At 62.8% G+C, this 26,374-nt stretch carries 28 protein-coding genes; 13 read left to right on the top strand and 15 right to left on the bottom strand.

Annotation, left to right across the window (positions count from 1 at the left end):
* Positions 1-111: 111 nt before the first annotated feature.
* The 6 genes from AVO45_RS11360 to AVO45_RS11335 form a co-directional block, all read right to left on the bottom strand.
* On the bottom strand, positions 112-1,209 hold the full coding sequence (locus AVO45_RS11360) for a flagellar basal body P-ring protein FlgI (RefSeq protein WP_068347046.1): 1,098 nt from the start codon (positions 1,207-1,209) through the stop codon (positions 112-114).
* Positions 1,206-2,213 carry a flagellin gene (locus AVO45_RS11355; protein ID WP_068347043.1) on the bottom strand — a complete coding sequence of 336 codons (1,008 nt, stop codon included), beginning with the start codon at positions 2,211-2,213 and terminating at the stop codon, positions 1,206-1,208. The genes AVO45_RS11360 and AVO45_RS11355 overlap by 4 nt, the downstream gene beginning before the upstream one ends.
* Positions 2,214-2,216: 3 nt before the next feature.
* Positions 2,217-3,668 carry a flagellar hook-associated protein FlgK gene (gene flgK, locus AVO45_RS11350; RefSeq protein WP_068347040.1) on the bottom strand — a complete coding sequence of 484 codons (1,452 nt, stop codon included), beginning with the start codon at positions 3,666-3,668 and terminating at the stop codon, positions 2,217-2,219.
* A 29-nt stretch (positions 3,669-3,697) separates the two neighbouring features.
* Entirely contained in the window at positions 3,698-5,014 is a 1,317-nt protein-coding gene (locus AVO45_RS11345; protein ID WP_240482123.1) for a flagellar hook protein FlgE, read from the bottom strand.
* 76 nt (positions 5,015-5,090) lie between these two features.
* The gene (locus tag AVO45_RS11340; RefSeq protein WP_068347037.1) at positions 5,091-5,930 is read right to left on the bottom strand and encodes a flagellar motor protein MotB; all 840 of its coding nucleotides are present in this window, start codon (positions 5,928-5,930) and stop codon (positions 5,091-5,093) included.
* Between the two features lie 113 nt (positions 5,931-6,043).
* Positions 6,044-7,381, bottom strand: coding sequence for a FliI/YscN family ATPase (locus AVO45_RS11335; protein WP_068347034.1), 1,338 nt, complete (start codon positions 7,379-7,381; stop codon positions 6,044-6,046).
* A gap of 60 nt (positions 7,382-7,441) precedes the next feature.
* On the opposite strand from AVO45_RS11335, the gene AVO45_RS11330 reads away from it, so the two are divergent.
* From AVO45_RS11330 to AVO45_RS11290, 9 genes are read left to right on the top strand one after another with little or no spacing between them, the layout of a single operon-like run.
* On the top strand, positions 7,442-7,858 hold the full coding sequence (locus AVO45_RS11330) for a FlgB family protein (RefSeq protein ID WP_338055970.1): 417 nt from the start codon (positions 7,442-7,444) through the stop codon (positions 7,856-7,858).
* Between the two features lie 11 nt (positions 7,859-7,869).
* The gene (gene flgC, locus AVO45_RS11325) at positions 7,870-8,256 is read left to right on the top strand and encodes a flagellar basal body rod protein FlgC (protein WP_068347030.1); all 387 of its coding nucleotides are present in this window, start codon (positions 7,870-7,872) and stop codon (positions 8,254-8,256) included.
* A 12-nt stretch (positions 8,257-8,268) separates the two neighbouring features.
* Entirely contained in the window at positions 8,269-8,559 is a 291-nt protein-coding gene (gene fliE, locus AVO45_RS11320) for a flagellar hook-basal body complex protein FliE (RefSeq protein WP_068347027.1), read from the top strand.
* A 3-nt stretch (positions 8,560-8,562) separates the two neighbouring features.
* Complete coding sequence (locus tag AVO45_RS11315; protein WP_068347024.1) at positions 8,563-8,835, top strand: flagellar biosynthetic protein FliQ; 273 nt, start codon at positions 8,563-8,565, stop codon at positions 8,833-8,835.
* Positions 8,835-9,545 carry a flagellar hook-basal body complex protein gene (locus AVO45_RS11310; protein WP_068347021.1) on the top strand — a complete coding sequence of 237 codons (711 nt, stop codon included), beginning with the start codon at positions 8,835-8,837 and terminating at the stop codon, positions 9,543-9,545. The genes AVO45_RS11315 and AVO45_RS11310 overlap by 1 nt, the downstream gene beginning before the upstream one ends.
* A 24-nt stretch (positions 9,546-9,569) precedes the next feature.
* Complete coding sequence (gene flgG / locus AVO45_RS11305; RefSeq protein WP_068347018.1) at positions 9,570-10,355, top strand: flagellar basal-body rod protein FlgG; 786 nt, start codon at positions 9,570-9,572, stop codon at positions 10,353-10,355.
* On the top strand, positions 10,355-10,771 hold the full coding sequence (gene flgA, locus AVO45_RS11300) for a flagellar basal body P-ring formation chaperone FlgA (protein ID WP_068347015.1): 417 nt from the start codon (positions 10,355-10,357) through the stop codon (positions 10,769-10,771). The genes flgG and flgA overlap by 1 nt, the downstream gene beginning before the upstream one ends.
* Positions 10,771-11,508 carry a flagellar basal body L-ring protein FlgH gene (gene flgH / locus AVO45_RS11295; protein WP_205627880.1) on the top strand — a complete coding sequence of 246 codons (738 nt, stop codon included), beginning with the start codon at positions 10,771-10,773 and terminating at the stop codon, positions 11,506-11,508. The genes flgA and flgH overlap by 1 nt, the downstream gene beginning before the upstream one ends.
* Positions 11,509-11,517: 9 nt before the next feature.
* Positions 11,518-12,024: a flagellar basal body-associated protein FliL gene (locus AVO45_RS11290; RefSeq protein WP_068347011.1), complete on the top strand. Its 507-nt coding sequence runs from the start codon at positions 11,518-11,520 to the stop codon at positions 12,022-12,024.
* A 52-nt stretch (positions 12,025-12,076) separates the two neighbouring features.
* On the opposite strand, the gene AVO45_RS11285 is transcribed toward AVO45_RS11290, so the two are convergent.
* The 9 genes from AVO45_RS11285 to AVO45_RS11245 all read right to left on the bottom strand — a co-directional run bounded on the left by AVO45_RS11285 (position 12,077) and on the right by AVO45_RS11245 (position 21,849).
* Complete coding sequence (locus AVO45_RS11285; RefSeq protein WP_068347009.1) at positions 12,077-12,496, bottom strand: hypothetical protein; 420 nt, start codon at positions 12,494-12,496, stop codon at positions 12,077-12,079.
* The gene (flhB, locus tag AVO45_RS11280) at positions 12,496-13,578 is read right to left on the bottom strand and encodes a flagellar type III secretion system protein FlhB (RefSeq protein ID WP_068347007.1); all 1,083 of its coding nucleotides are present in this window, start codon (positions 13,576-13,578) and stop codon (positions 12,496-12,498) included. The genes AVO45_RS11285 and flhB overlap by 1 nt, the downstream gene beginning before the upstream one ends.
* On the bottom strand, positions 13,575-14,348 hold the full coding sequence (locus AVO45_RS11275) for a flagellar biosynthetic protein FliR (protein ID WP_068347005.1): 774 nt from the start codon (positions 14,346-14,348) through the stop codon (positions 13,575-13,577). The genes flhB and AVO45_RS11275 overlap by 4 nt, the downstream gene beginning before the upstream one ends.
* The gene (gene flhA / locus AVO45_RS11270; protein ID WP_420819934.1) at positions 14,345-16,372 is read right to left on the bottom strand and encodes a flagellar biosynthesis protein FlhA; all 2,028 of its coding nucleotides are present in this window, start codon (positions 16,370-16,372) and stop codon (positions 14,345-14,347) included. Before flhA ends, AVO45_RS11275 begins: the two co-directional genes overlap by 4 nt.
* A gap of 69 nt (positions 16,373-16,441) precedes the next feature.
* Complete coding sequence (locus tag AVO45_RS11265; RefSeq protein ID WP_068347002.1) at positions 16,442-17,131, bottom strand: lytic transglycosylase domain-containing protein; 690 nt, start codon at positions 17,129-17,131, stop codon at positions 16,442-16,444.
* A gap of 173 nt (positions 17,132-17,304) precedes the next feature.
* On the bottom strand, positions 17,305-18,804 hold the full coding sequence (amaB, locus tag AVO45_RS11260) for an L-piperidine-6-carboxylate dehydrogenase (protein ID WP_068347000.1): 1,500 nt from the start codon (positions 18,802-18,804) through the stop codon (positions 17,305-17,307).
* Between the two features lie 18 nt (positions 18,805-18,822).
* Entirely contained in the window at positions 18,823-19,929 is a 1,107-nt protein-coding gene (locus tag AVO45_RS11255) for a saccharopine dehydrogenase family protein (RefSeq protein ID WP_068346998.1), read from the bottom strand.
* A 114-nt stretch (positions 19,930-20,043) separates the two neighbouring features.
* Positions 20,044-20,472 carry an Lrp/AsnC family transcriptional regulator gene (locus tag AVO45_RS11250; protein ID WP_068346996.1) on the bottom strand — a complete coding sequence of 143 codons (429 nt, stop codon included), beginning with the start codon at positions 20,470-20,472 and terminating at the stop codon, positions 20,044-20,046.
* A 57-nt stretch (positions 20,473-20,529) separates the two neighbouring features.
* Positions 20,530-21,849: an MFS transporter gene (locus AVO45_RS11245; protein ID WP_068346993.1), complete on the bottom strand. Its 1,320-nt coding sequence runs from the start codon at positions 21,847-21,849 to the stop codon at positions 20,530-20,532.
* 361 nt (positions 21,850-22,210) lie between these two features.
* Between AVO45_RS11245 and AVO45_RS11240 the strand changes: the two genes are divergently transcribed.
* From AVO45_RS11240 to AVO45_RS11225, 4 genes are read left to right on the top strand one after another with little or no spacing between them, the layout of a single operon-like run.
* Positions 22,211-22,681 (top strand): MarR family winged helix-turn-helix transcriptional regulator, encoded by a 471-nt coding sequence (locus AVO45_RS11240; protein ID WP_068346992.1) that lies wholly within the window; start codon positions 22,211-22,213, stop codon positions 22,679-22,681.
* 5 nt (positions 22,682-22,686) lie between these two features.
* Positions 22,687-23,487, top strand: a complete 801-nt coding sequence (locus tag AVO45_RS11235; protein ID WP_068347394.1) for an enoyl-CoA hydratase family protein — start codon at positions 22,687-22,689, stop codon at positions 23,485-23,487.
* Between the two features lie 3 nt (positions 23,488-23,490).
* Positions 23,491-24,651, top strand: a complete 1,161-nt coding sequence (locus tag AVO45_RS11230) for an acyl-CoA dehydrogenase family protein (RefSeq protein WP_068346990.1) — start codon at positions 23,491-23,493, stop codon at positions 24,649-24,651.
* A 2-nt stretch (positions 24,652-24,653) separates the two neighbouring features.
* The gene (locus tag AVO45_RS11225) at positions 24,654-26,276 is read left to right on the top strand and encodes an AMP-binding protein (protein ID WP_068346988.1); all 1,623 of its coding nucleotides are present in this window, start codon (positions 24,654-24,656) and stop codon (positions 26,274-26,276) included.
* Positions 26,277-26,374: the final 98 nt, after the last annotated feature.

Below are 26,374 nucleotides of genomic sequence, written 5' to 3'. Positions count from 1 at the left end.
GGCTACATCGAAAAGGCCAAGAGCCATTGCCGCCGGGGTTCGGATTGTCGCGAGGCGGCACTTTGACCCGCGCAAATCACCTGGCTGCCGGCTTGACCGTGATTCCGGAGTTCACTGCACGACGAATTCGGCATGCAGGGCCCCGGCAGCCTTTATCGTCTTGAGAATGTCGATCATGTCGCGGGGTGAGACACCCAACGCGTTGAGGCCGGCAACGACCTCGGAAAGTGTCGTCGTCTCCGGAACTTCCGCCAGCCTTGTGCCCGGATCCTCCTCTATTCCGGCGACGGTTCTGGGCACGACTACAGTCTGCCCTTCGGCGAAAGGGTTGGGTTGGACCACGATTGGCGCCTCTTCGACCCGTAGGGTGAGGTTGCCCTGTGAAACGGCAACCCGCGAAATCCGCACGTCATCGCCCATTACGATCGTGCCGGACCTCTGATCGACGACAACCCGCGCCTTTCGTTCCGGCTCGACCAGAATGTTCTCGATGCGGCTGATGGCATGGGCCGTCGAATGGGCCTGTGTGGCGGCGATGTCTATTTGAACAGTGCCGGAATCACGCATTACCGCAACTCTGCGGTTGAACTCCCGGTTGACGGCGGCTTCGATCCGGTTGGCGGTGGTGAAGTCGGGCTCACGCAAGGCCAGACGCATCTGCGTCAGGGTCCCGAGATCGAAATCGATTTCCCGTTCAACACGTGCGCCCGCGGGGATTACACCGGCGGTGGGAGCCCCACGCACGACAGATGCCGCATCGCCCTCTGCCGCAACGCCATCGGCCAAAACGGTTCCCTGCGCAACCGCATAGATCTGACCATCCGCAGCGTTGAGCGGGGTCATGATCAGGGTGCCGCCCAACAAGCTTTTCGAGTCACCAATGGCCGAAACCGTAACGTCGATCTGACTGCCGACGCGAGCGAAAGGCGGCAGACTGGCGGTGACAAAGACGGCCGCCACGTTTTTCGGCCGGAGCTCCTCTCCAGCGACGTTGACGCCAAGCCGTTCCAGAATGTTCGACATGATCTCTTCTGTGAATGGTGCGTTGCGCAGCCCGTCGCCGGTGCCGTTCAGACCGACGACCAGACCATACCCGATCAAATCATTGCCGCGCACGCCATCGAAATCCACCAGGTCCTTCAGACGGATCGCGCCGGCGGGTGCAATGCCGGGCAGGAGCAGAACAAGGAGCAGAAGCAGGAGTCTCATCTGAGGAAATTCACCAGCGATAGGTTCGCATTTCGAACGGTAACGGAATAGAGGCTTTCGAGCTGGAATTGGACGGCCTGCAGCCGGGTGGCCGTTTCATAGGGGTCGGCGCCGATCAGTTCGGATCTTGCATATTCCAGGCCCGTCCTTGAGGCAGCATTTCGGGCTGCCGCCTGCTCGGCCCGTGCTTCGGCCATTCCGATCCGTGCGGTCAATCGCACGGTTTCATCGCTCGCTTGCGTCAGCTGGACCCCCAGTTCCTTGAACAGCGCGGCCCGCTGGTCCGCGGTCAGATCCAAGGACGAGTCGGAAGCCAGGACGGCCACAGCCGTATCCCGCAAGGCGGCTCTGAAGACAGGGTCGTCTGCCTTGACCAAGAGATTGATCTTCTCTTGGTCCGATACCTGCATGGGCGCGAGATATTCTGCGCTGCCTTGATAGATGGCAGCCCGAAACCCGGCGGGATCCTCGAACCAGTTCGTTGCAGTCTGCAGAATTTCTGCCGCTGTCGTCATGCCGGAAAGCTCTGACTGCAGCGAGGCAAGCAATGTCTCGGGCGCCGCCAGCGGGGATCGGTCGGTCGCGGTTCCTGAAAACAGGTTGCGACCGCCGACCCGGGTGTTCAAGGCCGACATCATAGTATCCAGATGGTTGAGCGCCTGAGCGCCGATCTGTTCATCCGGAATTACCGGTGAGTCCGAACCGAAGGCAAGAAGCGCAGATGACAGTTCGGAAACCGAATTTTGGAACACCGTCAAACTTGTCCGCATGGTGCCCGCGGACAGTTCAACCTCGGATGCTGCCGTCGAGAATGTGGCGAGACGCGTCAGGTCATGGTCAATCAGTAAAATCTGCGAAAAATCTCCGTGCAGATGCTCCCTGATGTTCGCGACCTTGCCAGTGGACAGTTCCCGAGACAGGGACTCAATTTCGCGTTTGATCTGAGTGCTGCGAAGCTGGAGTGTCAGCCCCCTCGCCAGATCTCCAATCGAATTCAACGCCATGTATCAAATCCTCAACAAGTCATCCATCAGGTCGGACACGACCTGAATGATGCGGGCATTGGCGGCGAAGGTCTGTTCAATCTGCATCAGCCTTTGCAGCTCTGAGTCGGTGTCCACACCCTGTTCGGATTCAATTCGCGCCATTTCCGAACGGGTTGCGGTTGCAAAGGCCAGACGCTCTGCCGCGGAATTTGCGCGGCTTCCGGTTTTCGACATCAGCGCCGCGCCGACATCGGCCGCCGAAAGAACCCCGGTGCCGAAGCGGGAGGTCGGCAAAGGGCGAGCGGCGCTCAGGGCTTCGCTGAAAGCCTGAAGCTGTCGGGCATCGCCCGGGTCGCCGGGCAACGCGGCGCCGAGCCCGCTTCTTAACTTCCAGCTGCTGCCGCCAGCATCCGGGTCCACGAGTGCGTTGACCGTGAGCCGTCCGGCTATCCCCTGTTCGGTCGTCGGGTCGAATCTGGATCCCGAATCGGTAAAGAGACCGGGAGAGGGCGGGCCCGATGTCGGGTCGAGCCCGGCAGTTTCGAACCGTTCGATCAGATCCCTGGCCAGCGCATCGAGATCCGACTGCGCTTCGATGGCCAGCTCGTCCCGGATGCTGAACTGCGCCGCCAATCCACCGCCTCGAATGCCGGAATCGCCGCCGGTTGTTCGGATCGGTTTGCCATTGAATTCCAGTTGGGACAGCAATCCGTTGGCGCCGGTCATGTGCGGCATGATCTGGTTGCTGGTGGCAAAGGAGAAATCCGCCGCGCGCCCCTCCAGAAGGATCAGACCGCCGTCGGAATAAAGGGAAACGCGGTCGTTCTCGCGTGCAACGACATTAACGGGGATCAGCTCGTTCACGGTATCGATCAGGTTCTGGCGCTGGTCGAGAAGAGAGGAAGTGTCTCCGCCGGAATTCCCTATCGCCTGAATTCGGGCGTTGAAGGTCTCTATGTCCTTGAGTGTTTGGTTCAGCCTCTCCACCTGCTGGCCGATGGTGCGATCGGCGTCGGCGCGCATCTTTTGCACCCCGTCAGAGGCCGCTCTGATCGCGTTGACGGGATCTTTCGCATCGGCGACGGCCTGATCTAGGCGGGTCGCGGATTCCGGCCGGCCGGCCGCCATGATCAGGCTGTTTTCGAAACTTGTCAGGCGGCCGGGAATCGTATCAGGCCCATCTGGCGCCCCGATCAGCATTTCAAGCCCGGAATGGAACTCGGAAATAGCTTGCGCGTTGGCCAGGGTTGCGTCCGCATTTCTGCGGTTGCCTGTCAGAACCGGATCCGTGTGTCGAGCAATTCCGACGATCCGCACACCGCTCCCGGTGTCTGAAGCGGTCGTCAGTTCCAGAGAGCGTCGGGCAAATCCCGGTGTCAGCGCATTGGCGACGTTGTCCGACACCACCGCTGCTCCGCGGCTGGCCGCAGCCAGACCGCCGAGCGCGTTCTGGAATGCCGTGGACATGGTCATGAAGTTACTCCTGTCTTGGGCCGCTCAGGTCAGCGTTTGATGTTGGTCGTTTCCTGCAACATCTCGTCGACGGTCTGGATTACCTTGGCGCTGGAGGAATAGGCGCGCTGGGTCTGGATCATGGCGGTCAATTCGGTGGCGACGTCGGTTGTCGATTCCTCGCGGGCGAAGGAAACCAGATCTCCGGTCGGGCCGTCCCCGGCATCCCACAGGAAAAACGTTCCGCTGTCTCGAGACGGCGCATAGGTTTGGCTGTCCAGGGCGGTCAGGCCGTTCGGGTTGGGAACGTCCACCAGCGGGATCTGGAACACGCGGCGGGAAATCCCGCTGTCATAGGTGGCGTAGACATACCCGTTTTCATCAACCTTGACGCTGGTCATGGTGCCGACCGCCGAGCCGTCGCGGGTGATCGAGACAGGCGCGAAAGTGTCCGAGAGTTGCGTTATTCCGGCCGAATCTCCCAGCTGACCGATATTGATCTCCATCGGTCCGCCCCTGACATTGACAAGAAAACTGCCCGTCGCCGGGTCGTATCCACCACCCGATACCGTCGAAACGGCGGACAGCGTGCCGCCAGTGGTCCGGCTGTCGCCGAAAGTCAGGATGTACTCGCCAATCACCGCGCCGCTGGACGCGGTATCGCGCAAGACCATTCTCCATTCGTTGCTCGCGCCGGTGGCGGGAACGATGGGGGACAGATCGATATCGACCTTTTCTGATTTGCCGAGATTGTCGAAATACTCGACCGACAAGGGCTGCGTGTCGCCAGGCGATCCGGCTTCGGTCGCCGTTGCAGGCAGGTTCATGCGCAGTGTCATCCGGGTCGTGGGCGACCCCGACAGCTGATTGACGCTCAGTTGTACCGGCTGCAGACCTGCGGGCGTGTCGCGTGGCACGCTCGGGATCGAACCATCGGATTGCGCCGGCCACCCCAACAGGACAAGACCGGATTCGGTGACGAGATAGCCTTGTTCGTTGGTGCGGAAGGAACCCGTGGTGGCCAGCAGCATCTCGGTCGTCCCCGTAGCGATCTGAGAGCTGGGCATGACCGGTAGCATTCCGCGACCCCGCACCGCCAGGTCGGTAGAATTGTTCGTGGTGACCAGAGAGCCGCGTTGATCGATCATGCGCTGGCTGGTGGTGCGCACGCCGCCCGCGGAGTAGGCCCCGCCCGAAGTCGCCGTGACCATCGAGTGAAAATCCGTCTCCACCCGTTTGTAGCCGAAGGTGGAGGCGTTCGCGATATTGTCCGAGATGCTGGCCAAACGGTTGGCATTGGCCTTCAGCGCCGCGACGCCGGAATTCAGCGAAGAGGAAATAGTCATCGGCACGCCCTTCTGTTGCATCAGTGGTTGCTGCAACAGGTAACGCGCGGCGTCTTAACGGCAGCCTAACAGCTAAAATGCGCGTCATTCCCCCTTGTCAGGGATTGCGCAGAAAGATGACCTCGATCCGGTTGTTGCGCGCGGCCATCGGTTTGTCATCGACCAGATCCCGGTCGGCATGGCCGGTTACCCTGACGAGTCTTTCGGGTGTGACGCCGCTCAGTTCCAGCAAAGCCCGAACCTTTTCCGCGCGTGAACTCGACAGTTCCCATACCGGGTTTTCTGCAACCACGACCGGACGGGCGCTGACATGCCCGCCAACGGCGATTCCGTTGGTCACGAGGTCCGAGGACCGCGCGACCAACCGCACGAGATCGCGCATCAATTGTGTCGGGCGATCGGTCTCGGGCTCGAACAAAGGGGACTCCTCGGTCGCGAAGAACTCCACGATCAGACCTTCATCGGTGACGCGCGTCACGATGTGTTCAAGCAGTTTCTTTGACACCGCGCTTTCGCCACTGCGCCCCAGAAGCTCTGCCTCGATCGATGTGAAGTCCTGGAAGTATCCGGCATCGTCGCCCTGAGTCTCGACGCCGGTCGAGCCGCGGGCGGCTTTGGTATCGGCATGATGCCGGTTGGTGGCGCCGGATCCGTTCATGACCAATGCTTTCTCGGAAAACATGTTGTCACCGCCGAATGCGCCGTCGCCGCCCCCCGAAACCGGGCTGACGGGTATGGTCGGCGAAAAGTAGTCCGCCAGCCCCTTGCGTTGCTTTTCAGTCGTTGCGTTCAGCAGCCACATCAACATGAAGAAGGCCATCATGGCCGTGACGAAATCCGCATATGCGACTTTCCACGCGCCGCCGTGGTGCGCCGAGTCACCCCTGCTTCGCTTCTTCCGTATGATGATCGGCGCCGCGTTGGATCGCGCTGCCATTTCCACCACCTGTTTTGTCACCCGACGAACGGGATAGCAGCGCAGGGGTTAAGGGCTGGCTAACGGGAAAATTGTCAGGATTGCCGGCGCCGGGCAGCTGGGGGCTATCGCCCTCATTTCATGGCTGCGGCACTGGCCCGCCGGAGGATCAGCGACAACCGGGCGAAACTGTTGCCGATGCCGTCGGAGTCGGAACGGGCAAAAAAGGCATCCAACTCGTCATGGACCCGAACAGCCTGATCCAGAACCGGATCGGCACCTTCGGCATACAGGCCGGCCTTGATCATGACTTCCGAACGTTCATAGGTGCCGACAAGCCGCCGGGCCTCTGCGATCATGTCGTTCTCTTCCGGCGTGGCCGCATCCGGCAGGCTGCGCGAGACTGAACGACTGACGTCGATTGCCGGAAAGCGACCGCGTTCCGCGATCTCTCGACTCAGCACGATATGCCCGTCCAGAACCCCGCGAAGGATGTCCGCGATCGGCTCGTCCATGTCGGATCCCGGAACCAATACGCTGAACACCGCGGTTATGTCGCCCTGTTCGCCCGTTCCCGGGCCGGCCCGTTCGCAGAGCCCGGCGATGAGTGGCGCCACCGAGGGTGGAAAGCCGCGTAACGCTGGTGCTTCTCCCATGGCGATCGACATTTCGCGATGGGCCTCGGCAAGGCGTGTGACCGAATCCGCCAGAAACAGGACGCTGAGCCCTCTGTCGCGGAGAAACTCGGCAACGGACATGGCAGAAAAGACGCAGCGCCGCCGCAAATGTGCGGACCGATCCGAGGTCGCCGCAACCACCACGGCGCGGGCCATCCCGTCGGGTCCCAAAGTCTTTTCGATGAATTCGTTGACTTCGCGCCCCCGTTCACCCACCAGAGCAACGACTACGGCATCGGCCTGCATGGATTTCGCGAGCGTCGCCAACAGCGTCGATTTTCCTACGCCCGACCCGGCAAACAGACCCACCCGTTGCCCGCGCACGATCGGCAGCAGCGTGTTGAGAACCGCAAGGCCGGTCGGCAGCCGCTCACCCAGTGCCCGGCGATCGGCCGCAGGCGGTGGCGCCTGCATGATGTCGCGCGCATTCTGGCCGCGTAGCAGGGGCTTGCCGTCCAACGGTTTCCCGTAGGGGTCGATCAGGCGGCCCAGCCAGTGCAGCCCCGGTGCAAAGTCCGGCATCGGCGCCAACGTGACGGGATCGCCGATCGTGACACCATCTGGGGTGCTGTCCGGAATCATGTGGATTACGTCATGCCCGATACTCAGCACTTCGCCCGCAAGCACCGGGCCAGAACGCCTTTTCAGGTCCAGCCGGTCGCCGATGCGCGCCTTGGTGCTCAGCCCTTCGACTTCGAGATGGCCGCGCCCCACACCAACAACGCGCCCGACATGGCGCACGGGGCTGAGGCTGTCGAGTTCCGCTGTCAGACAGGACGGATCGGGTGCGGACATGGCGGCATCTCCATCGGTTATCTGAAAACGGTTTCTAAAGGAATCGGGGTTAAGCCTTGATTGAAACGGATCGAGGGAGAAGCCCCGATGTTCTCGGACTTGAACGTCTTTAAACTGGCGCACGCCGTGGCGACGCATGCAGGGCAACGGCAGGCCGTGATTGCCCGGAACCTGGCCAATGCCGATACCCCCGGGTACCAGCCGCGCGAGATCGAAGCCTTTCAGGCCGCCTATTCGCAGGGCGGGCGGCGGATGAGGATGTCCGCGACGCGCGAAGGACATATGAACGTTGAGGCGCAAGATGGTCAGGCTTGGGCTGAATATACCCTGGAAAGCCGTCAGGACGCGAATGGAAACGGTGTCTCACTGGAAGAAGAGATGCTGAAGGCCGTTGACGTCAAACGACAGCACGACCGCGCGCTCGCGATCTATCGTTCTTCCCTGACCATACTTCGTACAAGCATCGGCAAGGTCTGAGGTGCGGTGCGATGAGTGATTTCTCGAATTCCCTAGCTGCTTTCGCAAGCGCCCTGCGTGCTCAGGCGGCACGCCTGCGGCATGTGTCGGAGAACATCGCAAACGCCGATACGCCGGGTTATCGCCGCAAGATGGTGTCATTTGAAGCCGTTGAAGAAGCAGGTGGCGAGCGGGTTGCGGTGGGGCGCGTAAGGCTGGACCGGCGCGCGCTGGAAAGAATCTACGACCCGGGGCATCCGCTGGCCGATGAAACCGGCCACTACCGGGGCTCGAACGTTGATCTGATGATCGAAATCGCCGACGCGCGCGAAGCGCAGCGCAGCTATGAAGCGAACCTGAAGATGTTCGACCAGACACGCCAGATGTCGGCGAACCTCATGAATCTCCTCCGCAAGTAAAGGACGACCAGAATGGATATCCGATCGCTCAGTGCCGCGCAGAACTACACATCGGCCCGGCCTGCCACGCTGGCCAACCCCGATCACGCCGGTTCCGCCAAAGGGCTGCGCGCGCCCTTCACCGATTTCGCCGACACCCTGCGGCACAGTGAACAGATGGCGCAATCTGCCATGGTCGGCCAAGCAGATCCGCATGCGCTGGTGCAAGCCTTGGCGCAAACCGAACTGGCCGTGGAGACCGCCGTGGTCGTTCGAAACAAGGTGGTCGAAGCCTATCAGGAAGTTCTGCGGATGCCGGTCTGAACCATGCTGGGTGAAGGTCTCTTCCATGATGTCCTGCGCCAGGCGCTGTGGATCGCGGTCATTGTCTCGGTCCCGATCCTGGCGTCGGCGCTGATCATGGGGCTCGCCGTTGGGCTGTTGCAGGCGTTGACCTCGATTCAGGAGATGACCCTGACCTTCGTCCCCAAACTTGTCGCCATCGTCGTGGTTTTCTGGATCTCGATGGGATTCATGACGCAGACGCTGGCGACATTCTTCACTACGACGATCGTTCCCCTGATCGCAGGAGGCCGCTGATGGAAACCGCCTATGTCACCCTGTCCCGCCAGTCGGGCCTGTTGAACGAGATACGCCTTGTTGCCAACAACATCGCAAACGCCAATACCACCGGGTACCGGCAGCAGGGTCTTGTGTTTTCGGAATTCATCCAGGGCTCACGCCAAGGGCCGTCTCTGTCGATGGCGCGCGCCCAGGCCCGCAACACGTCGCTGCAGCAGGGAGGAATGACGCAAACCAACGGGACCTTCGATCTTGCCATCGAGGGTGACGGGTTTTTCGTGCTGGAAACGCCGGCTGGCAACCGGCTGACCCGTGCGGGCAGCTTCACTCCCAACGCCCAAGGGGAATTGACGTCGCCGGACGGCCATCGTGTTCTGGACGCGAATGGTGCTCCAATTTTCATTCCGCCCGATGCCGTGTCGGTCCATCTCGGGAATGATGGGACGATCAGCGCGGGTGGGCAGCCTCTGGGGCAGATCGGTGTCTATCGCCCGGCCGATCCCGGGGACCTGGTCCGGGAAGGCGGCGCGATGTTCCGCGCCGACGGCGAGGTCGAGCCGGTCGAGAGTCCGAAAGTCCTGCAAGGGTTCCTCGAAGGCTCCAATGTCAACGCCCTCGAACAGACCACCCGGCTCGTCGAAATCCAGCGCGCCTACGAACTGGGGCAGAGCTTTCTCAAAAACGAAGACGAACGTGTCCGCGGCGCGCTCAAGGCCTTGATGCGCTGATCCGCAACCGAAGGAGTGTCCAACATGCGTGCCCTGCAAATCGCCGCCACCGGAATGACCGCGCAGCAGATGCGGGTCGAAACGATCTCGAACAACCTCGCGAACATGAACACGACCGGCTACAACGCCCGACGGGCGGAGTTCGCCGATCTGCACTATCAGCAGATGGCGCGCCCGGGCACGGTGAATGCGGCGGACGGCACGACCTTGCCGACGGGAATTCAACTTGGACTCGGCGTTCGTCCGGCTGCCGTCACCGTTCATTTGGCGCAGGGGACATTGTCCCAGACCGACAGCGATCTCGACCTGGCCATCGAAGGCCGCGGTTACCTTGAGGTGACGCTGCCCAACGGACAGTCCGCATACACCCGAGACGGCAGCCTGAAACGCTCGGCCGAAGGTCTGATCGTGACGTCGGACGGGTATGCGGTCGCGCCGGAAATCACCATTCCCAACGATGCGCGCTCGATCTCGATCAATGCCGCGGGACAGGTCTATGCCTATTTCGACGATGCCGCCGAAGCGCAGTTGCTGGGCGAGTTCACGCTTGCCAGCTTTGCGAACGCAAAGGGGCTGGAGGCGATCGGTGGCAATCTGTTCAAGGAAACCGAGGCCTCGGGTGGGCCGGTGGTCGGCACCCCCGGAGAGGACGGATTGGGAACGCTGCGGCAGGGCTATCTGGAGGACAGTTCAGTCGATGCGGTGCGCGAGGTCACCGAGTTGATCGAAGCGCAGCGAGGCTATGAAATGAATGCCAAAGTGATTTCCGCAGTCGATCAGATGATGGGCGCGATGACGCAGGTGCGGTGATGCGGCTGTTGTTGATCATGCCCTTGCTGATCGTCGCATTGCCCGCCTGGGCAGATCATGTTGTGCCGGTCCGGACGATCCGAGCCAAGGAAATCATCACCGTCGACTCCCTCGCCGTCGAACCGGGCGAAGTGGACGGTGCGGTTTCGCATCTGGGAGATCTGCTGGGCAAGGAAGCGCGGGTCGCCCTGTATCCCGGCCGCCCAATCCGTGCCGCAGATGTCGGCCCTCCCGCGATCGTGGAGAGAAATGATCTGGTTACTCTCGTGTTTGCCAGAGGCCAGCTGTCGATCGCGGTCGAGGGGCGGGCGCTTGGCCGTGGCTCTGCCGGCGAGACCGTCCGCGCCATGAACCTATCGTCCCGAAACACTGTCAGTGGCCGGATCCGGCCGGACGGAAAAATAGAGGTCAGATGATGCAGATCTTGCGGATTTTCGGATTGCTGCTGGCGCTTGTGTTCGCAGTCTCGGCCTGCGGGCGTCTTGATCACCTCGGCAAGCCACCCAGCTTCACCGAAATCACCGAGACACCCGAACATGTGGCCATGCTCTGGCCCGGCTTGCCGCTGTACAGCCAGCCCCAGCGTCAGGTCGATCGGTCATCGCTGTGGAGTGGCGGCCAGACATCGCTGTTGGGGGATCAGCGCGCCATGAAAAAGGGAGACATCCTGACAGTTGTGATCGAACTCGATGAAAAGGCGGAGATCTCCAACGATACGAACCGGTCTCGGACGGGGTCGGAAAGCCTGGAGGTGCCGCAACTGTTCGGATTGCCCCAGCGCGCCGATGAAAGACTTCCTGATGGCGCCTCTTTGGGCAATGCGGTGTCGGTCGATTCCGCCAGTTCGACCAAGGGCAAGGGATCTGTAAAGCGCAAGGAGAAGTTGACGCTTCGGGTGGCGGCCACGGTGGTGGATGTTCTGCCGAACGGCGTCCTTTCGATCGCCGGGTCGCAGGAGCTGCGGGTCAATTTCGAAATGCGAGAACTCCTGGTGTCCGGGTTCGTTCGGCCCCAGGATATTTCCCGTCAGAATGAGGTCACCTATGACAAGATCGCCTCTGCACGGGTCTCTTATGGTGGCCGGGGCCAGATCACCGACGTTCAGCAGCCCCGCTACGGGCAGCAGATTCTCGACGCGGTTCTTCCGTTTTGAGGTGCGTTCATGATCGGTAAGGTTCTTCCAGTTCTGTTCTTGATCGGTGGATTGGCAGCCGGCTCTGGTGCCGGCCTGTTCCTGGGATTGCCGGACGGCTCGAGAGGCGCAGTCGCGCAGAAAGATCACGCGCAGGAGCCCGATCAAAATGAAATGCCGTCTGAAACGGACACCAAACATGGTGGCAACCCTGAGCTTGAGTATCACAACCTGACGAAACAGTTTGTGATCCCGGTGGTGAAACGGGACCGGATTTCAGCTCTTGTGACTCTGTCCCTCGGGCTCGAAACGCCTGCCGGCATGGGAGAGGCGCTGTACTCTGCCGAGCCGAAGCTGCGGGACGAGTTCCTGCAGGTTCTGTTCGATCATGCCAACATGGGCGGGTTCGACGGGGCTTTCACGCAGTCCGACAGGCTGGACACCCTGCGCCAGGCCCTGCTGGATGTCGCGCGGCAGGTCTTGGGAGACGACATTTCTCGCGTTCTGATTCTTAGCATAGCGCGCCAGGATTCATGACGCCGCGAGTGGTGTGGTATCGACGCGAAATGCGACGCCGTGAGGTTCCGGCCTATCGTGCCGGGCCGAGGCACTCTGAAAGGCACAGTTGCTCGAGCTGCACTCGCTCGCGCTGGCGCGCGGACTGATTCCGGAACTGGGACAACAGCTTCGCGGCTGCCTGCCGTCGACCGTGCGCCAGACGCAAATTTTCCATTGCCACGAGTTTTTGAGCCCGCAGCCGCGCCAGTTCCAAATTCAAAACTCGACGGGTACGGGATTCCCAAGCATGCCACGCCACGTCCGCGCCAAATGCCCGGTAGTCGAACATATGCGGGGACGAGGTTCGGATTTCCGCTGTCTGTTCGTCGAGTTGAACCATCTGGCGGCGAATTCTGGCCTCGGCCTCGATAATCGGCCGGAGCTTTTCGAATTCATTGAGAAATCTGGCTTCGGCCAGTCTTTCCATCTCAGTCAGGTTCGCGGGTTTCATCAAATGCGCTCCTTCGCACGTTTGCGCATGGCCTCTGCAAAACGAATGGCGGCGGCGACCGGACGATAGTGTTCTTCGGAAATTTCCCGACCGATCTCCACGGTGGCATGCAAGGCGCGGGCGGTGGGCGGATCGGATCGGATCGGCACACCGGCGCTGCTTGCGGTTTCGCGGATTCGGGCGGCGATTTCATCGACGCCCTTGGCCACGCAGACCGGTGCCGCACCCGGCGCCCGCGACCATTTCAGTGCCACCGCGTAATGGGTTGGGTTCACGATGACGACATCCGCAGCCGGGACATCCGCCATCATCCGGTTCATCGCAACTTCCTGCCCACGCTGACGCCGTTGCTGCTTCATGTGTGGGTCGCCTTCGGATTCCTTCACCTCGTCCTGGATCTCTTTTCGTGACATGCGGTTCTTGCGGATGTGTTCTGAACGCTGCCAGAGATAGTCGACCGCCCCGATCGCAGCGGCCACGACAACCACGATGGCCATGAATCGTAGAAGCAGGCTTAGCATCGCGGCGATCGAAGCCTGGGCTCCCGCGGCGGAGACGGTCACGATCTCTGGAAGCCTGGCGCGCAGGAAAAGAGCCAGGCAGGTTGAGTAGATCAAGAGTTTGGCGAAGCTCTTGGCAAATTCAAACAGCCCGCTCCGCCCAAATTTGTTTCTGAAATTTGACAGGACCGAAACCCGCGAAATCTTGGGCTTCAGCTTGCCGGGCGTGACGACGAACGCGCGTTGCGCCACGATGCACAGCACCACGGCCGTGGCCGGTATCGTGAACAGGGGCAACAACGACCGGCCCGTGCTCTCGAAGATTGCGGCCACCACGGCGCGGCCGGATCCATCGAGGAAAAGGCTGGGCAGCGTATCAGACTGGTCCGTCAACACGGACAGAAGCGTGCCGAGCTGCGTCAGCGCCGATTTGCCGGTTGTGAGCAGCGCAACCAGCAGTCCGGCATACGCGGCGACGACGAAAAGGTCGGTGGATCGGGCCACCTCACCCTTTTCCCTTGCCTTGAGAAGCTTCTGCGGCGTCGGCTCAAAGGCCTTCTCGTCTTCGTCCTGCGTGCTCATGGGGAGGTGGCGACCGGGTTGAGAAAAAAATCGACGAGCGCGCCGTGCCAGACCGCCAGAATCAACGGGGTGGCGGCAAACAGCAGGAACAGGCCGCCAAATGTAATGGCCGGCGCGCCGACAAAGGCCACCATGAGTTGCGGCATCGCCCGATTGATGACCCCCAGTGCCAGGTTGTATAGCAACGAGGCAATGACGAAGGGTGCCGCCAGCGCGAAAGCGAGCGAGAAGCAGCGCAAGACCTGGGCAACGCCCCACTCGGCCAACTCGGAGGCGGCGGGCAGTGCCCCGGTGGGAAACAGGATGTAGCTGTGGACCAGGAACTGCGCGGCTTGGACATGCAGTCCCAGCAGCGTGGCCAGGGCGAGGCCCGCCAGCACCAGCAGGTGGCTGATTGCGGGGGCCGGTTCCGCTGCCGCGCCACCGAGAATCTGCGAGAGCGAAGTCACCTGTGCCGCAATGGCGCCAGCTGTCTGCAGTGCCAGGACGAAGAAGCGCAGCCCGAGCCCCAGAATCAATCCGATCAGGATTTCGGTTCCGGTCAACGCGATGAACTGCTGGAGGGTTGAAAATGCTCCTTTTTGCTCGAGTGCCGGAGCAATGACCAGCGCAAAGGCTAGGGCCGCACCGAATTTCACGCGCAAGGGAACCCATCGCTCGCCCATGACAGGCATTACAGAAACGAGTGCGGAGACGCGCAAGAAAACGACGAAGAGGTGCTGCAACTCAGACCCTAACGTTGGGAAAAGTTCCGTTTGCAGAGCGATCATGCTGCAACTGTTCCGATCAGAGCCGGGTGCGCCTCCAGCCCGATTTCCTCGAAGGAAAGGACCGGGTTCGAAATCCCGCGAGCGCGTAGGATCGTTCGGAGAAATCGCCGGCGACGGGTCGAGGTGACCAGAGCTGGATAAAGGCCGCGATCCGCCGATTGTGCCATCTGGTCGGCTACGCCATTCGCCAGCTTGTTGAACTGGTCCGGCGGCAGGGCCACGTCCAGCCGGGTCGGATCCGCGTCAATCTGGTGCATGGCAAAGATGTCCTCCCATTCTGGAGCCAGTTGGATCAGGGGGATCGATCCGTCTTCGCGTTTCATGTCCGCGACAAGTTGAAAGCCCAGGCGTTGCCGGACGATTTCGCAGATCGCCTCGGGCTGGGTGCTGATCAGACGCGCCTCGGCGACCGTTTCGAGGATCAGCGGCATGTTCCGGATCGACACGCGTTCGTCGAGCAGCAGGCGCAGGACCGCATGCAGCGTGTCGATCGGCACCTTGTCGGGGATGAGCGCGTCCAGCAGCTTGCGGTTCGCCTCGGCGCGGACGGGATCGCTGAGACGGGTCATCTCGGAAAGCAGGCGGCGCAGGGATTTGAGTGTCAGAAGGCGGGCAAAGTTCTGTTTGATGATTTCCAGCAGATGCGTGGCCAGGATTTCGGGCGGAGACACGATCGTGGCGCCGGACAGTGCTGCGCTCTCCTGATCGTGCGGGGCGATCCAGCGCGCCGGGGCGCCATAGACCGGTTCAGCCACGTCGGCTCCGTCCGGGAGCGGATCCGGCCCGTCGTGTCCCAGGGCGAGCACCAGGTCGGGGTTCAGGACGCCCCGCGCCTGTTCGACGCCGTGAATTCGGATGACATAGGTACCTGTCGGAAGGTCGCTGCGGTCAGTCAGGCGGATATCAGGAAGGATCAGGCCGAAGACCGAGGCGATATGCGTGCGCATGTTGGCGATCCGCGCATCCAGCCCTGTCCCGGGGTTCAGAACCATGCTGACAAGATCGGGCGCAAACTCGATGTGAATGTCGTCGAGATCCAGAATGTCGCCGATCGCCTGCGAAGCCGGAGCCTGCGCCTCTTCGGCGGCGGCCTCTGAGTCCCTGGCTGCAGCCTTGCCCTGCTTCTGCACCCAATGGGCCGCGAAGCCGAGCACCATCGCTCCGGCCAAGAATGGCAGAAACGGCAGGCCAGGAACCAGTGCGAACAGCGCCATCAGAAGACCAACCGTGGCCAGCGCGGCAGGGTGGCGGCCGAGCTGCGAGAAGATCGCGGTGTCGGTTGCCCCCTGGGTGCCGCCGCGCGCCAGCAGCAGGGCCGAGGCGATCGAAATGATCACGGCCGGGATCTGCGTGACCAGACCGTCGCCAACCGTGAGGATTGCGTAGGTTTCAAAGGCCGAGCCGAGGGGCATCCCGTGCACCAATGTGCCCATGATGAGGCCCATGACCAGATTGAGCAGGGTAATCAGAAGACCCGCGACCGCGTCGCCCTTGACGAATTTCGACGCGCCGTCCAGCGATCCGAAAAAGGTCGTCTCCTGCTGTTCCAGTTCCCGGCGTTCTTTTGCCTGCTGGTGGTCGATGGCTCCGGCCGACATGTCGCTGTCGATGGCAAGCTGTTTGCCCGGCATCCCATCCAGAGCGAAACGCGCTCCGACCTCGGCCATGCGGGCCGCGCCCTTGGTGATCACCATGAAGTTGACGATCAGCAGGACGCCAAAGACCACCAGCCCCAGAAAGACGCTGCCGCCCATGATGAACTGGGCAAAGCCTTCGATCACGTCACCGGCCGCATTTGTTCCCGAGTGCCCCTGACCAATGATCAGCTTGGTCGAAGAGACATTGAGCGACAGGCGCAGCATCAGAGACGCCAGAAGGATCGTCGGGAATGACGAGAAATCCAGCGGCCTTTCGATGAACAGGGTCACCGTGAAGATCAGGATGGCCAGCGCGAACGAGGCCGCCAGCCCCACGTCCAGGACCCAGGCCGGCATCGGCAGAATCATCATGACGATGATCGCCATGAGCGCCAGCGCCAGCAGCACCGTCGGAGAGAACAGGGCGCGGGTATCGATCCTTGGCACGCGATCCTCCTAGTTGAACGTGATGAAGGCTGGGCGCGCTCCGGATACCGGCACCAGAGAGCCGAGCTTGCCCTGCCCGGCCGCCGTTGTCCTGGCGGTTGCGATCGAGAAAAGCGCTTGCCTTTGGTTAGGAACCGTATCGGGCTGGGCATCGGCAAGCCGAACCGAAGGCTGATCCTTCAAAGCGGCGAGAACGGTTTCAAAACGTCTGGCATAGGCCGTGGCCAGCGTTGCAGTGCGCGAGTGATATGCGCCGGCTGCAGCCGTCCACGATCCGTATTCGGCATGCAGTTCCCGCAGGAACCGGGCTGCGTAGGCCGCGTTCTGATCGGGGTCGAACATGGCCTCGAGCGAGGCGAACCTGTGGCCGTGCCAGCGATAGTTGATCTGGAAGCAGCCGATGTCGAAGCTGCGTGCACCAGCCTCGAACACCCGGGCGACATAGGCCCTGGCCTGCGCCTCATTGTCGAACCAGAACCCCTTGCCCTCGAGATTGACGGCCCAGGGCCAGGGCATTCGCCGTCCCTCACGCATCCGCCCGGTTTCCACCCGCGTGATCGCGCGCAGAACGTCAAGGGGCACCCCTTCTGCCTGCGCGGCCCGCTGTGCGGCGGCGTCGCAGAGCGCGGCGGTTCGGCCATGGCCCGAAGCTGAAACAGCGGGTGCCGAGGCCAGGAAAGCCGCCAGGACGAACGGCAATAAGCGGAGTTGTCTAAAAATGTCGCTGGGCATTCTGCCGGTCCGGGATTCTGCGTCTCCCGGCCACGCTAGGCCGCGACCCGTTTACAGAGCGTTATTGGCGACCTGCCGAAGTCACGAAAAACCGCCCCGGTGTCCAAGCCGGGGCGGTTCGGTCTGGGTCGGCGCCTGGATCAGATATCGAACTTGACGCCCTGTGCCAGCGGCAGCTCTGCCGAATAGTTCACGGTATTGGTCTGGCGGCGCATGTAGCCCTTCCACGCGTCCGAGCCGCTTTCGCGCCCGCCGCCGGTTTCCTTCTCGCCGCCGAAGGCGCCACCGATCTCGGCGCCCGAGGGGCCGATGTTGACGTTGGCGATGCCGCAGTCCGACCCCGCAGGCGACAGGAACTGTTCGGCCTCGCGCATGTTGAGCGTGAAGACACAGGACGACAGGCCCTGCGGCACGTCGTTCTGGATCTCGATGGCCTCTTCGAAATCGTCATAGCCCACGACATAGAGGATCGGGGCGAAGGTTTCGGTCTTCATGGTCTCGGTCTGGCCCGGCATCTCGACGATGGCAGGCTCCACATAGACGCCGCCGGCAGGCACGCCTTCGGTCACGCGGTTGCCGCCGAACACGACACCGCCCTCGGCCTTGGCCGATTCGAGTGCTGCTGCCATCGCCCTGCCCGACGCCTCGTCCACCAGCGGCCCGACCAGGGTGCCTTCGGCCAGCGGGTCGCCGATGGGCAGGCCGGCATAGGCTTTCTTGAGGCGGGAGACCAGATCGTCCTTGATCGAGTTGTGCACGATCAGCCGGCGCAGCGTGGTGCAACGCTGGCCGGCGGTGCCGACGGCCGAGAAGACGATGGCCCGCACGGCCATTTCCAGATCCGCCGAGGGACCGACGATCATGGCATTGTTGCCGCCCAGCTCAAGGATACACTTGCCGAAGCGCTCGGCCACGATCGGGGCGACGGCACGGCCCATGCGGGTCGAGCCGGTGGCCGAGATGATCGGCACCTCGGGGCTTTCGACCAGCGCCTTGCCCAGATCGGCGCCGCCGATCAACAGTTGCAGCAGCCCCTCGGGCGCGTCGCCGAACCGGGCCACGGCCTTTTCAAAGATCTTCTGACAGGCCATGGCGGTCAGCGGGGTCTTTTCCGACGGCTTCCAGATCACCGGATCGCCGCAGACCAGCGCCAGCGCCGCATTCCACGACCAGACGGCGACGGGGAAGTTGAAGGCCGAGATCACGCCGACCGGACCGGCCGGGTGCCAGGTCTCCATCATCCGGTGGCCGGGGCGTTCGGATGCGATTGTCAGGCCATACAGTTGCCGCGATAGGCCGACGGCGAAATCGCAGATGTCGATCATCTCCTGCACTTCGCCCAGACCTTCCGAGGTGATCTTGCCGGCCTCCCAGCTGACCAGCGCGCCGAGGTCTTCCTTGGCGGCGCGCAGCTCCTCACCCAGCAGGCGGATCAACTCGCCGCGACGAGGCGCGGGCACGGTCCGCCATGCCTTGAACGCGGCCTTGGCGCGGGCAAAGACCGCATCCATTTCGGAAACGGGCGTTTCGCGCACTTCGCCCAGCAGGCTGCCGTCGATTGGAGAGGTCACCTTGAGCGAGCCGCCGGACAGGTCGGCGGCGGTCAGGCCCAGTTTCGAGAGGGTGGTTTCAAAAGTCATGACTACGTCTTTCATGTCTCAGGCTGCCTTGTTCTGTGCGGTTGCGTCCCCCGCCCGGTAGAGGCGGCCAAATTCGGTTTCGAGGAAATCTGTGAGCTTCACCTGCTCCTGCCGGACAAACCCCGTCTGCGGCAGAACTCCGGTGCGCATCAGGTCGACCACGCCAAGAACACCGGCGGCGGTCGTGACCTGGATCGCGCTCCAGACCTGCCCGTCGATGGTGCGGGCGAAGGACTTGTTGATCAGGGATTTCTCGCGCAGTTGCCCGTCGATCAGGCCCTTGGCGGTGCAATAGACCAGCACCACGTCCTGATCGGTGCGGGGCAGGGCGGTCTCGAAGATCTCTTTCAACAGGTCGCGGCGGCGTTCCAGCCCCAGATCGTTCAGCAACAGCTTCAGCAGGTCTCGGTGACCCGGGTACCGGATCGAGCGGTAGGAGACGGCCCGCGCCTTGCCTTCCAGCGTTTCCGGCAGGGTGCCCAGGCCTCCAGAAGTGTTGAAGCACTCATACTCGACCCCGTCATGGCCGAGGATCTCGTAATCCTCCAGCGGCTGGGTCTTGACCCGCTGGCCGTTCACGATGGCGTCGCAGGGGTTGCAGTATTCGTTGATCAGCCCGTCGGTGGACCAGGTCAGATTGTATTTCAGCGCGTTGGTCGGATAGAGCGGCAGCGCACCCACCCGCATGTGCAGGCTGTCGATCTCGTCGAACTCGGAGGCCAGCGCGGCGCCCGCGATGCCGACGAAACCCGGCGCCAGACCGCATTGCGGCATGAAGGCGGTCTCGCTTTCCTTGGCCAGTTCGCGCACGGCGTTGGTGGCCGCCACGTCCTCGGTCAGGTCGAAGTAGTGCGCGCCTGCCGCCTTGGCGGCCTTGGCGATGGCCGGTGTCAGAAAGAACGGGGCCGCCGAGATCACGGCGTTGAAACCCTTGAGGCCCTCGGCCAGCCCGGCCTCGTCCCTGGCGTCGATCTGCTTGGTGGCAACGCCCATCCTGTTCAGAACCGACAGCGCGGACAGGTCATGATCCGCGACGGTGACGGCATAGTTGGGCGAGGTCTTGAGCAAAGTGGCGATCATCTGGCCGATTTTGCCGGCTCCGACGATGCAGATATTCCATTGCATGGCACGTCTCCTTCTCTGGCAGAGAGTCTGACGTATCCACTGTCCGATCTGTAGGGATCAGAGTGACGGAATGACCGACTAGGCCGTCATAGTGACGGAAAATCTGTCAAAGCGTCACTTCCGATCGATGCGGCGGCCGAACACGACACTGGTATTGGTGCGGATAACGCCGGGAATCTCGGCCAGTTCGTCCACCAGCACGTCCAGATCCTCGATCCGCGGCGCCTCGGCCGACAGCAGCAGGTCGTATTCGCCGTTGATCGACAGGCAAAGCTTGACCTCCGGGTAGGCTTCAAGCCGCTTGATGATGCGGTTGGTCTCTTTCTGCTGAACTTCCAGCATCACGCAGACCTGCACCCGACTTTCATCCTGAGGTTCACGCAGCACAACGGTATAGCCGGCGATCACGCCGCTTTCCTCCATGCGCGCGATCCGCTCGTGCACGGTCGTGCGCGCGACGCCTAGTTTGGCCGCGATCTTTGTCGTCGACTCCCGCGCATTGTGTTGCAGCGCGGCGATGATGCGGCGGTCGAGCTGGTCCATGGAGGCTCCGGTGCGGGTCGTGTCCCTATCGGGTGTAGAGCAGATCCGGCCCGTGGCTCAAGGCTCCTGCGGATAGCGCGGATGCAACTCGTCGATGATGATGGCGTGGCTGTGCGGCCCGGCCCCTGCCAGATGCGGGTGATCGGGGGGCAGATCGGGATGGCTGTGCGCCACCGGCTGCCCGCTGTGCCGCGGCCAAAGCGCCCATGCGGCAGTTGCACCGGCCAACGAGGCGATCGCGAGAACACCCATCGCGAATGTCGCGCCCCCGACTGTCATCAGCCAGCCCGCAAGCGGGTAGAAGATCAGCCAGCAGGCATGAGACAGCGTGAACTGGGCGGCATAGACGGCAGGACGATCGGCCGCATGGGCCGAACGGGCCAGCAGACGGCCAGACGGCGTCAGGATCGTCGAATAGCCAAAGCCGATCATGGCCCAGAACAGCGACAGCAGGGCCAGGGTCATCGGCACAAGCTGGCTCATGAGGGCCGCCGCCCCCATCGCGCCCATGCCCAGCACGGCGCCTGCCAGCATGACGCTGCGGTCTTCGACCTGATGCAGCACGCGCGGCAGGATCAGCGCAGCCAGCATCGAGCCCAGGCCGAACCCCGCCAGCGCCAGCGCCACGGCGCTTTCCGCCAACCCAAGATCCGAGCGCACGAGAACGACGGTGTTGACGAATACCATCGACCCCAAGGCGGCCGATACCCAGTTCAAGGCCAGCAATCCGCGCAGTCTGGGCGTGTTCAGATAGATCCGAATGCCACGCGTCGTCCGGTCATAGATCCCATGTCGCTTGGCCGGTTTCGGCGATGGCAACGCCACCGACACGACCAGCAACGCCGAAGCGACAAAGCCCAGCCCGGTGCCCCAGAACAGGCTGTCATAGCTCACGAGCAGCAGAAGGGCCGCGGCCAGAGCCGGGCTCAGCAGGCTTTCGAGGTCCATCGCCAGACGGGACAGGGACAGGGCGTTGGTATAGTCCTGCTCGTCCGGCAGTACATCCGGGATGGTCGCCTGGAAGGCGGGGGTGAAGCCCGCGGAAGCGGATTGAAGAACGAAGATCAGCACATAGACCTGCCAGATCTCGGTCACGAAGGGCAGGCAGACGGCAACGCCCGCGCGCAGCAGATCCAGCGTCACCAGCATCCGGCGACGGTTCACCCGCTCGGCAAAGGCGGCTGCGATCGGCGCCACCACGACATAGGCAGTCATCTTGATGGTCAAAGCCGTCCCCAGCACCATGCCGGCCGCATCACCGGCCAGATCGTAGGCCAGCAGGCTGAGCGCAACGGTCGCCAAGCCTGTGCCGGTCAGCGCAACGAGCTGCGCGGCGTAGAGATGACGGTAAACCCGGTTCTTCAGAACTTGCAGCATCTCTCGGAGAAACCTTGGTCGTGGGTTTTCTTCGGCATCCGGTTCCGGCAGGCCGAAATTTGCCGGTACAAAAAACGCCTGTCAGACTGAATTGTCGGCGAACGGTATAGCTGCGCGGGATCGATGACAAGAAACCGCAGACAGCATGTCGTTTCCGTCTCCTTCTGCGGAAATGCCCGGACCGCTATATATTTTAGGTTCAAAATTTATATTGTTGAAGCAAATCGGATTTGCTACCTTCTCCCCGACAGAGGTGCGCGATGATCATTTCCGATGCACGTGTTTTGTTGACCGGGAGAGGCTTCGCCGCCGATGCGCCCAGCGTTCATGGCCACGCTCTTGCCCGATCCGGAGGGGAAATATGACCCGACCCAATCCCACGCCCGGCGAAACGCCCAGCAAGGAACGCCTGCGCCTCTGGCTGCGGCTGCTCAAGCTGTCGCGCGGGATCGAGGCCCGGTTGCGCGCCAATCTGCGCCGGGAGTTCGACTCCACCCTTCCCCGCTTTGACGTGATGGCCGCCCTGTCGCGGCACAGGGACGGTCTGAAGATGAGCGAGCTTTCGGGCGTGTTGCGGGTGTCGAATGGCAACGTGACCGGCATCGTCGACCGGCTGGTCGCCGAGGGGCTGGTGGTGCGCGTGGCGGTCGAAGGTGACCGGCGGGCCTCGTTGGTGCGCATGACGCCCAAGGGGCAGGCCGATTTCGCGACCCAGGCGGCCGCGCATGAGGGCTGGATCGACGAGATACTGGGTGCGCTGAGTGCCGAGGAAGCCGCGGCCATGGGCGCGCGGCTGGAGGAACTGATGGCGTCTCTGGACGGAGGAAGATGATGGACATGCGCAGCGACACCAGGCACTTCCTGTGCGAGATTTCGGATGGCATAGCCCGGGTGGCGCTGGACCGGCCCGACCGCAAGAATCCCCTGACCTTCGACAGCTATGCCGAACTGCGCGACTGGTTCCGCGATCTGGTCTATTCGGATGACGTGAAGGCCGTCATCTTTGCCTCGAACGGCGGAAATTTCAGCTCGGGCGGTGATGTACACGACATCATCGGGCCACTGACGCGCATGAACATGAAAGAGTTGCTGGCCTTCACGCGCATGACCGGGGATCTGGTCAAGGCGATGGTGAATTGCGGCAAGCCCATCATCGCAGCGGTTGACGGTGTCTGCGTGGGCGCGGGCGCGATCATCGCCATGGCCAGCGATCTGCGGATCGCCACGCCCGAGGCCAAGACCGCGTTCCTGTTCACCCGCGTCGGCCTTGCGGGCTGCGACATGGGCGCCTGCGCCATCCTGCCCCGGATCATCGGACAGGGTCGCGCGGCGGAACTGCTCTATACCGGGCGGTCCATGAGCGCCGAAGAGGGTGAACGCTGGGGGTTCTTCAACCGGATCGTGCCGGGGGAAGACCTGGAAACGGCCGCGCGCGACCTGGCGCGCCGCTTGGTCCAGGGGCCGAATTTCGGCCATATGATGACCAAGACCATGCTGGCGCAGGAATGGTCCATGTCGATCGAACAGGCGATCGAGGCCGAGGCGCAGGCGCAGGCGATCTGCATGCAGACCGGGGATTTCGAGCGCGCCTACAAGGCTTTCGTCGCGCGTGAAAAGCCGGTTTTCGAGGGGGATTGACGGATGCCCGACCGGTCGTTCCTGAACTGGCCCTTCTTCGAGGATCGCCACCGCGAACTGGCAACGGCGCTCGAGCAGTGGGCCGCGCGGGAACTGGGCCGGATCGACCATTCCGACACCGATCAAGCCTGCTGGGACCTGGTCTCGGCGCTGGGCCGGGATGGGTGGCTGACGCATTCCGCGGTTCCGCCCGAAGGTGGTGAGCTGGACGTGCGCACCCTGTGCCTGATCCGCGAGACGCTGGCCCGCCATGATGGTCTGGCCGACTTTGCCTTTGCCATGCAGGGGCTGGGCACGGGGGCGATCTCGCTGTTCGGAAGTGACGCCCAGAAGGCCGAGTGGCTGCCCCTCACGCGCTCGGGGCAGGCGATCTCGGCCTTTGCCCTGACCGAGCCGCAGTCGGGTTCGGATGTCGCCAACTCCACCATGACCGCGACCCGTGACGGAGAGCATTTCGTTCTGAACGGCGAAAAGACATGGATCTCGAACGGCGGTATCGCGGATGTCTACACGCTGTTTGCCCGGACTGGAGAAGCGCCCGGAGCCAAAGGCCTGTCCGCCTTTGTCGTGCCGGCTGGCCTGCCGGGATTCGAGGTGGTCGAACGTTTGGAGACGATCGCGCCGCACCCGCTGGCCACGTTGCGATTCACCGATTGCCGCATTCCAGTTCACGCGATGATCGGCGCCCCCGGCGAGGGGTTCCGGATCGCCATGTCAGTGCTCGACGTGTTCCGTTCGACCGTCGCGGCGGCGGCTCTGGGCTTTGCCCGGCGTGCGCTGGATGAGGCTCTGACACGGGCAAAATCCCGCCAAATCGGTGGCGCACCCCTGTCCGACCTGCAAATGGTTCAAGGCCATATCGCCGACATGGCGCTGGATGTGGATGCGGCGGCGCTGCTCGTCTATCGCGCTGCATGGACAAAGGATTCGGGCGCGCCGCGTGTCACCCGCGAGGCCGCGATGGCCAAGCTGTTCGCCACCGACCACGCCCAGGACGTGATCGACAGGGCGGTTCAGCTGTTCGGCGGCGACGGGGTGAAATCCGGCCAGACGGTCGAGCGGCTCTATCGCGAAATCCGTGCGCTGCGCATTTACGAAGGCGCCTCGGACGTGCAGCGCGTGGTGATTGCGCGGCAGACCCTGGGTGCTCATCAGGGAGGATGAAAATGCTCGGAGAATCGGCCCATATCGACACCTTCGCGCGGGACAATCTGCCGCCGAGAGAGCAATGGCCCGACCTGCTTCTGGATGGGTTCGACTACCCTGACCGCCTGAACGCGGCGGTGGAACTGACCGACAGGATGGTTGAGCGCGGCTTTGGTGACCACACTGCCCTGATCGGCAACGGTCGGCGGCGCACCTACAAGGAACTGGCCGACTGGAGCAACCGCATCGCCCATGTGCTGGTCGAGGATCTGGGCGTCGTTCCCGGCAATCGCGTCCTGATCCGCTCGGCGAACAACCCGGCGATGGTCGCCTGCTGGCTGGCGGCGACCAAGGCGGGCGCGGTGGTCGTGAACACGATGCCCATGCTGCGCACCGGCGAGCTGACCGCAATCGTGGACAAGGCCGAGATCTCCCATGCGCTGTGCGACACGCGGTTGATGGATGAACTGGCCGCCTGCGCCAAGACCTCGCGCTTTCTCAAGGCGGTGGTGGGTTTTGACGGCACTGCCAACCACGACGCGGAACTCGACCGGCTGGCGCTGGAAAAACCGGTGCATTTCGATGCGGTCGAAACCAGCCAGGATGACGTGGCGCTGCTGGGCTTCACCTCGGGCACGACCGGCTCGCCCAAGGCGACGATGCATTTCCACCGCGATCTGCTGATCATCGCGGACGGGTATGCCAAGGAGGTGCTGAAGGTCACCCCGGACGACATCTTTGTCGGGTCGCCGCCGCTGGCCTTCACCTTCGGGCTGGGAGGGCTGGCCATCTTTCCGCTGCGCTTCGGCGCTTCGGCGGCGCTGCTGGAAAATGCCTCGCCGCCCAACCTGATCGACATCATCCAGACCTACAAGGCCACCGTCTGTTTCACCGCGCCGACCGCCTATCGCACCATGCTGGCCGCGATGGACGAGGGTGCAGACCTGTCCAGCCTGCGGGCGGCGGTGTCGGCCGGGGAAACCCTGCCTGCCCCGATCTACGAGGAATGGATGGCCAAGACCGGCAAGCCGATGCTCGACGGGATCGGCGCCACCGAACTGCTGCATATCTTTGTCACCAACCGCTTTTCGGATCATCGCCCGGCCTGCACCGGCCGACCCGTGACAGGCTACGAGGCCAGGGTGATCGACGACGAAGGCAATGAGGTGCCTCGTGGCACGACTGGCCGGCTCGCCGTCCGTGGGCCGACCGGGTGCCGTTATCTGAACGACGAGCGCCAGAAGGACTATGTGCTGAACGGCTGGAACATCACCGGCGACAGCTTTGTCATGGACGAGGACGGCTATCTGCATTTCGCCGCCCGCAACGACGACATGATCCAAAGCTCGGGCTACAACATCGCCGGACCCGAGGTCGAAGCGGCCCTGCTGTCGCATCCTGCCGTCGCCGAATGTGCTGTCGTCGCAAAACCCGACGAGGCACGCGGCAACATCGTTCAGGCCCATGTGGTGCTGAACGAGGGCCATGTGGGCGACGACGCGATGGCAAAGGCGCTGCAGGACCACGTCAAGGCGACCATCGCGCCCTACAAATATCCGCGCAGCATCGTGTTCACCGACGCCCTGCCAAAAACTGCAACCGGCAAGATCCAGCGTTTCCAGTTGCGCGAGGTCGCAAGGTGACACGCGCTGTTGCACCTTTGGCGAAACCGGTTAGCCTGCTCGGCATGGGCGCAGGGGAAAAACCATGACAAACCCGCCCGGCTACGAAGGGGCCTGCG

Origin of the sequence: Ruegeria marisrubri, assembly GCF_001507595.1 — a bacterium.
Taxonomy (GTDB): domain Bacteria; phylum Pseudomonadota; class Alphaproteobacteria; order Rhodobacterales; family Rhodobacteraceae; genus Ruegeria; species Ruegeria marisrubri.
The sequence above is the reverse complement of the archived record's forward strand: the minus strand, read 5'-3'. Positions and strand labels throughout refer to the sequence as shown.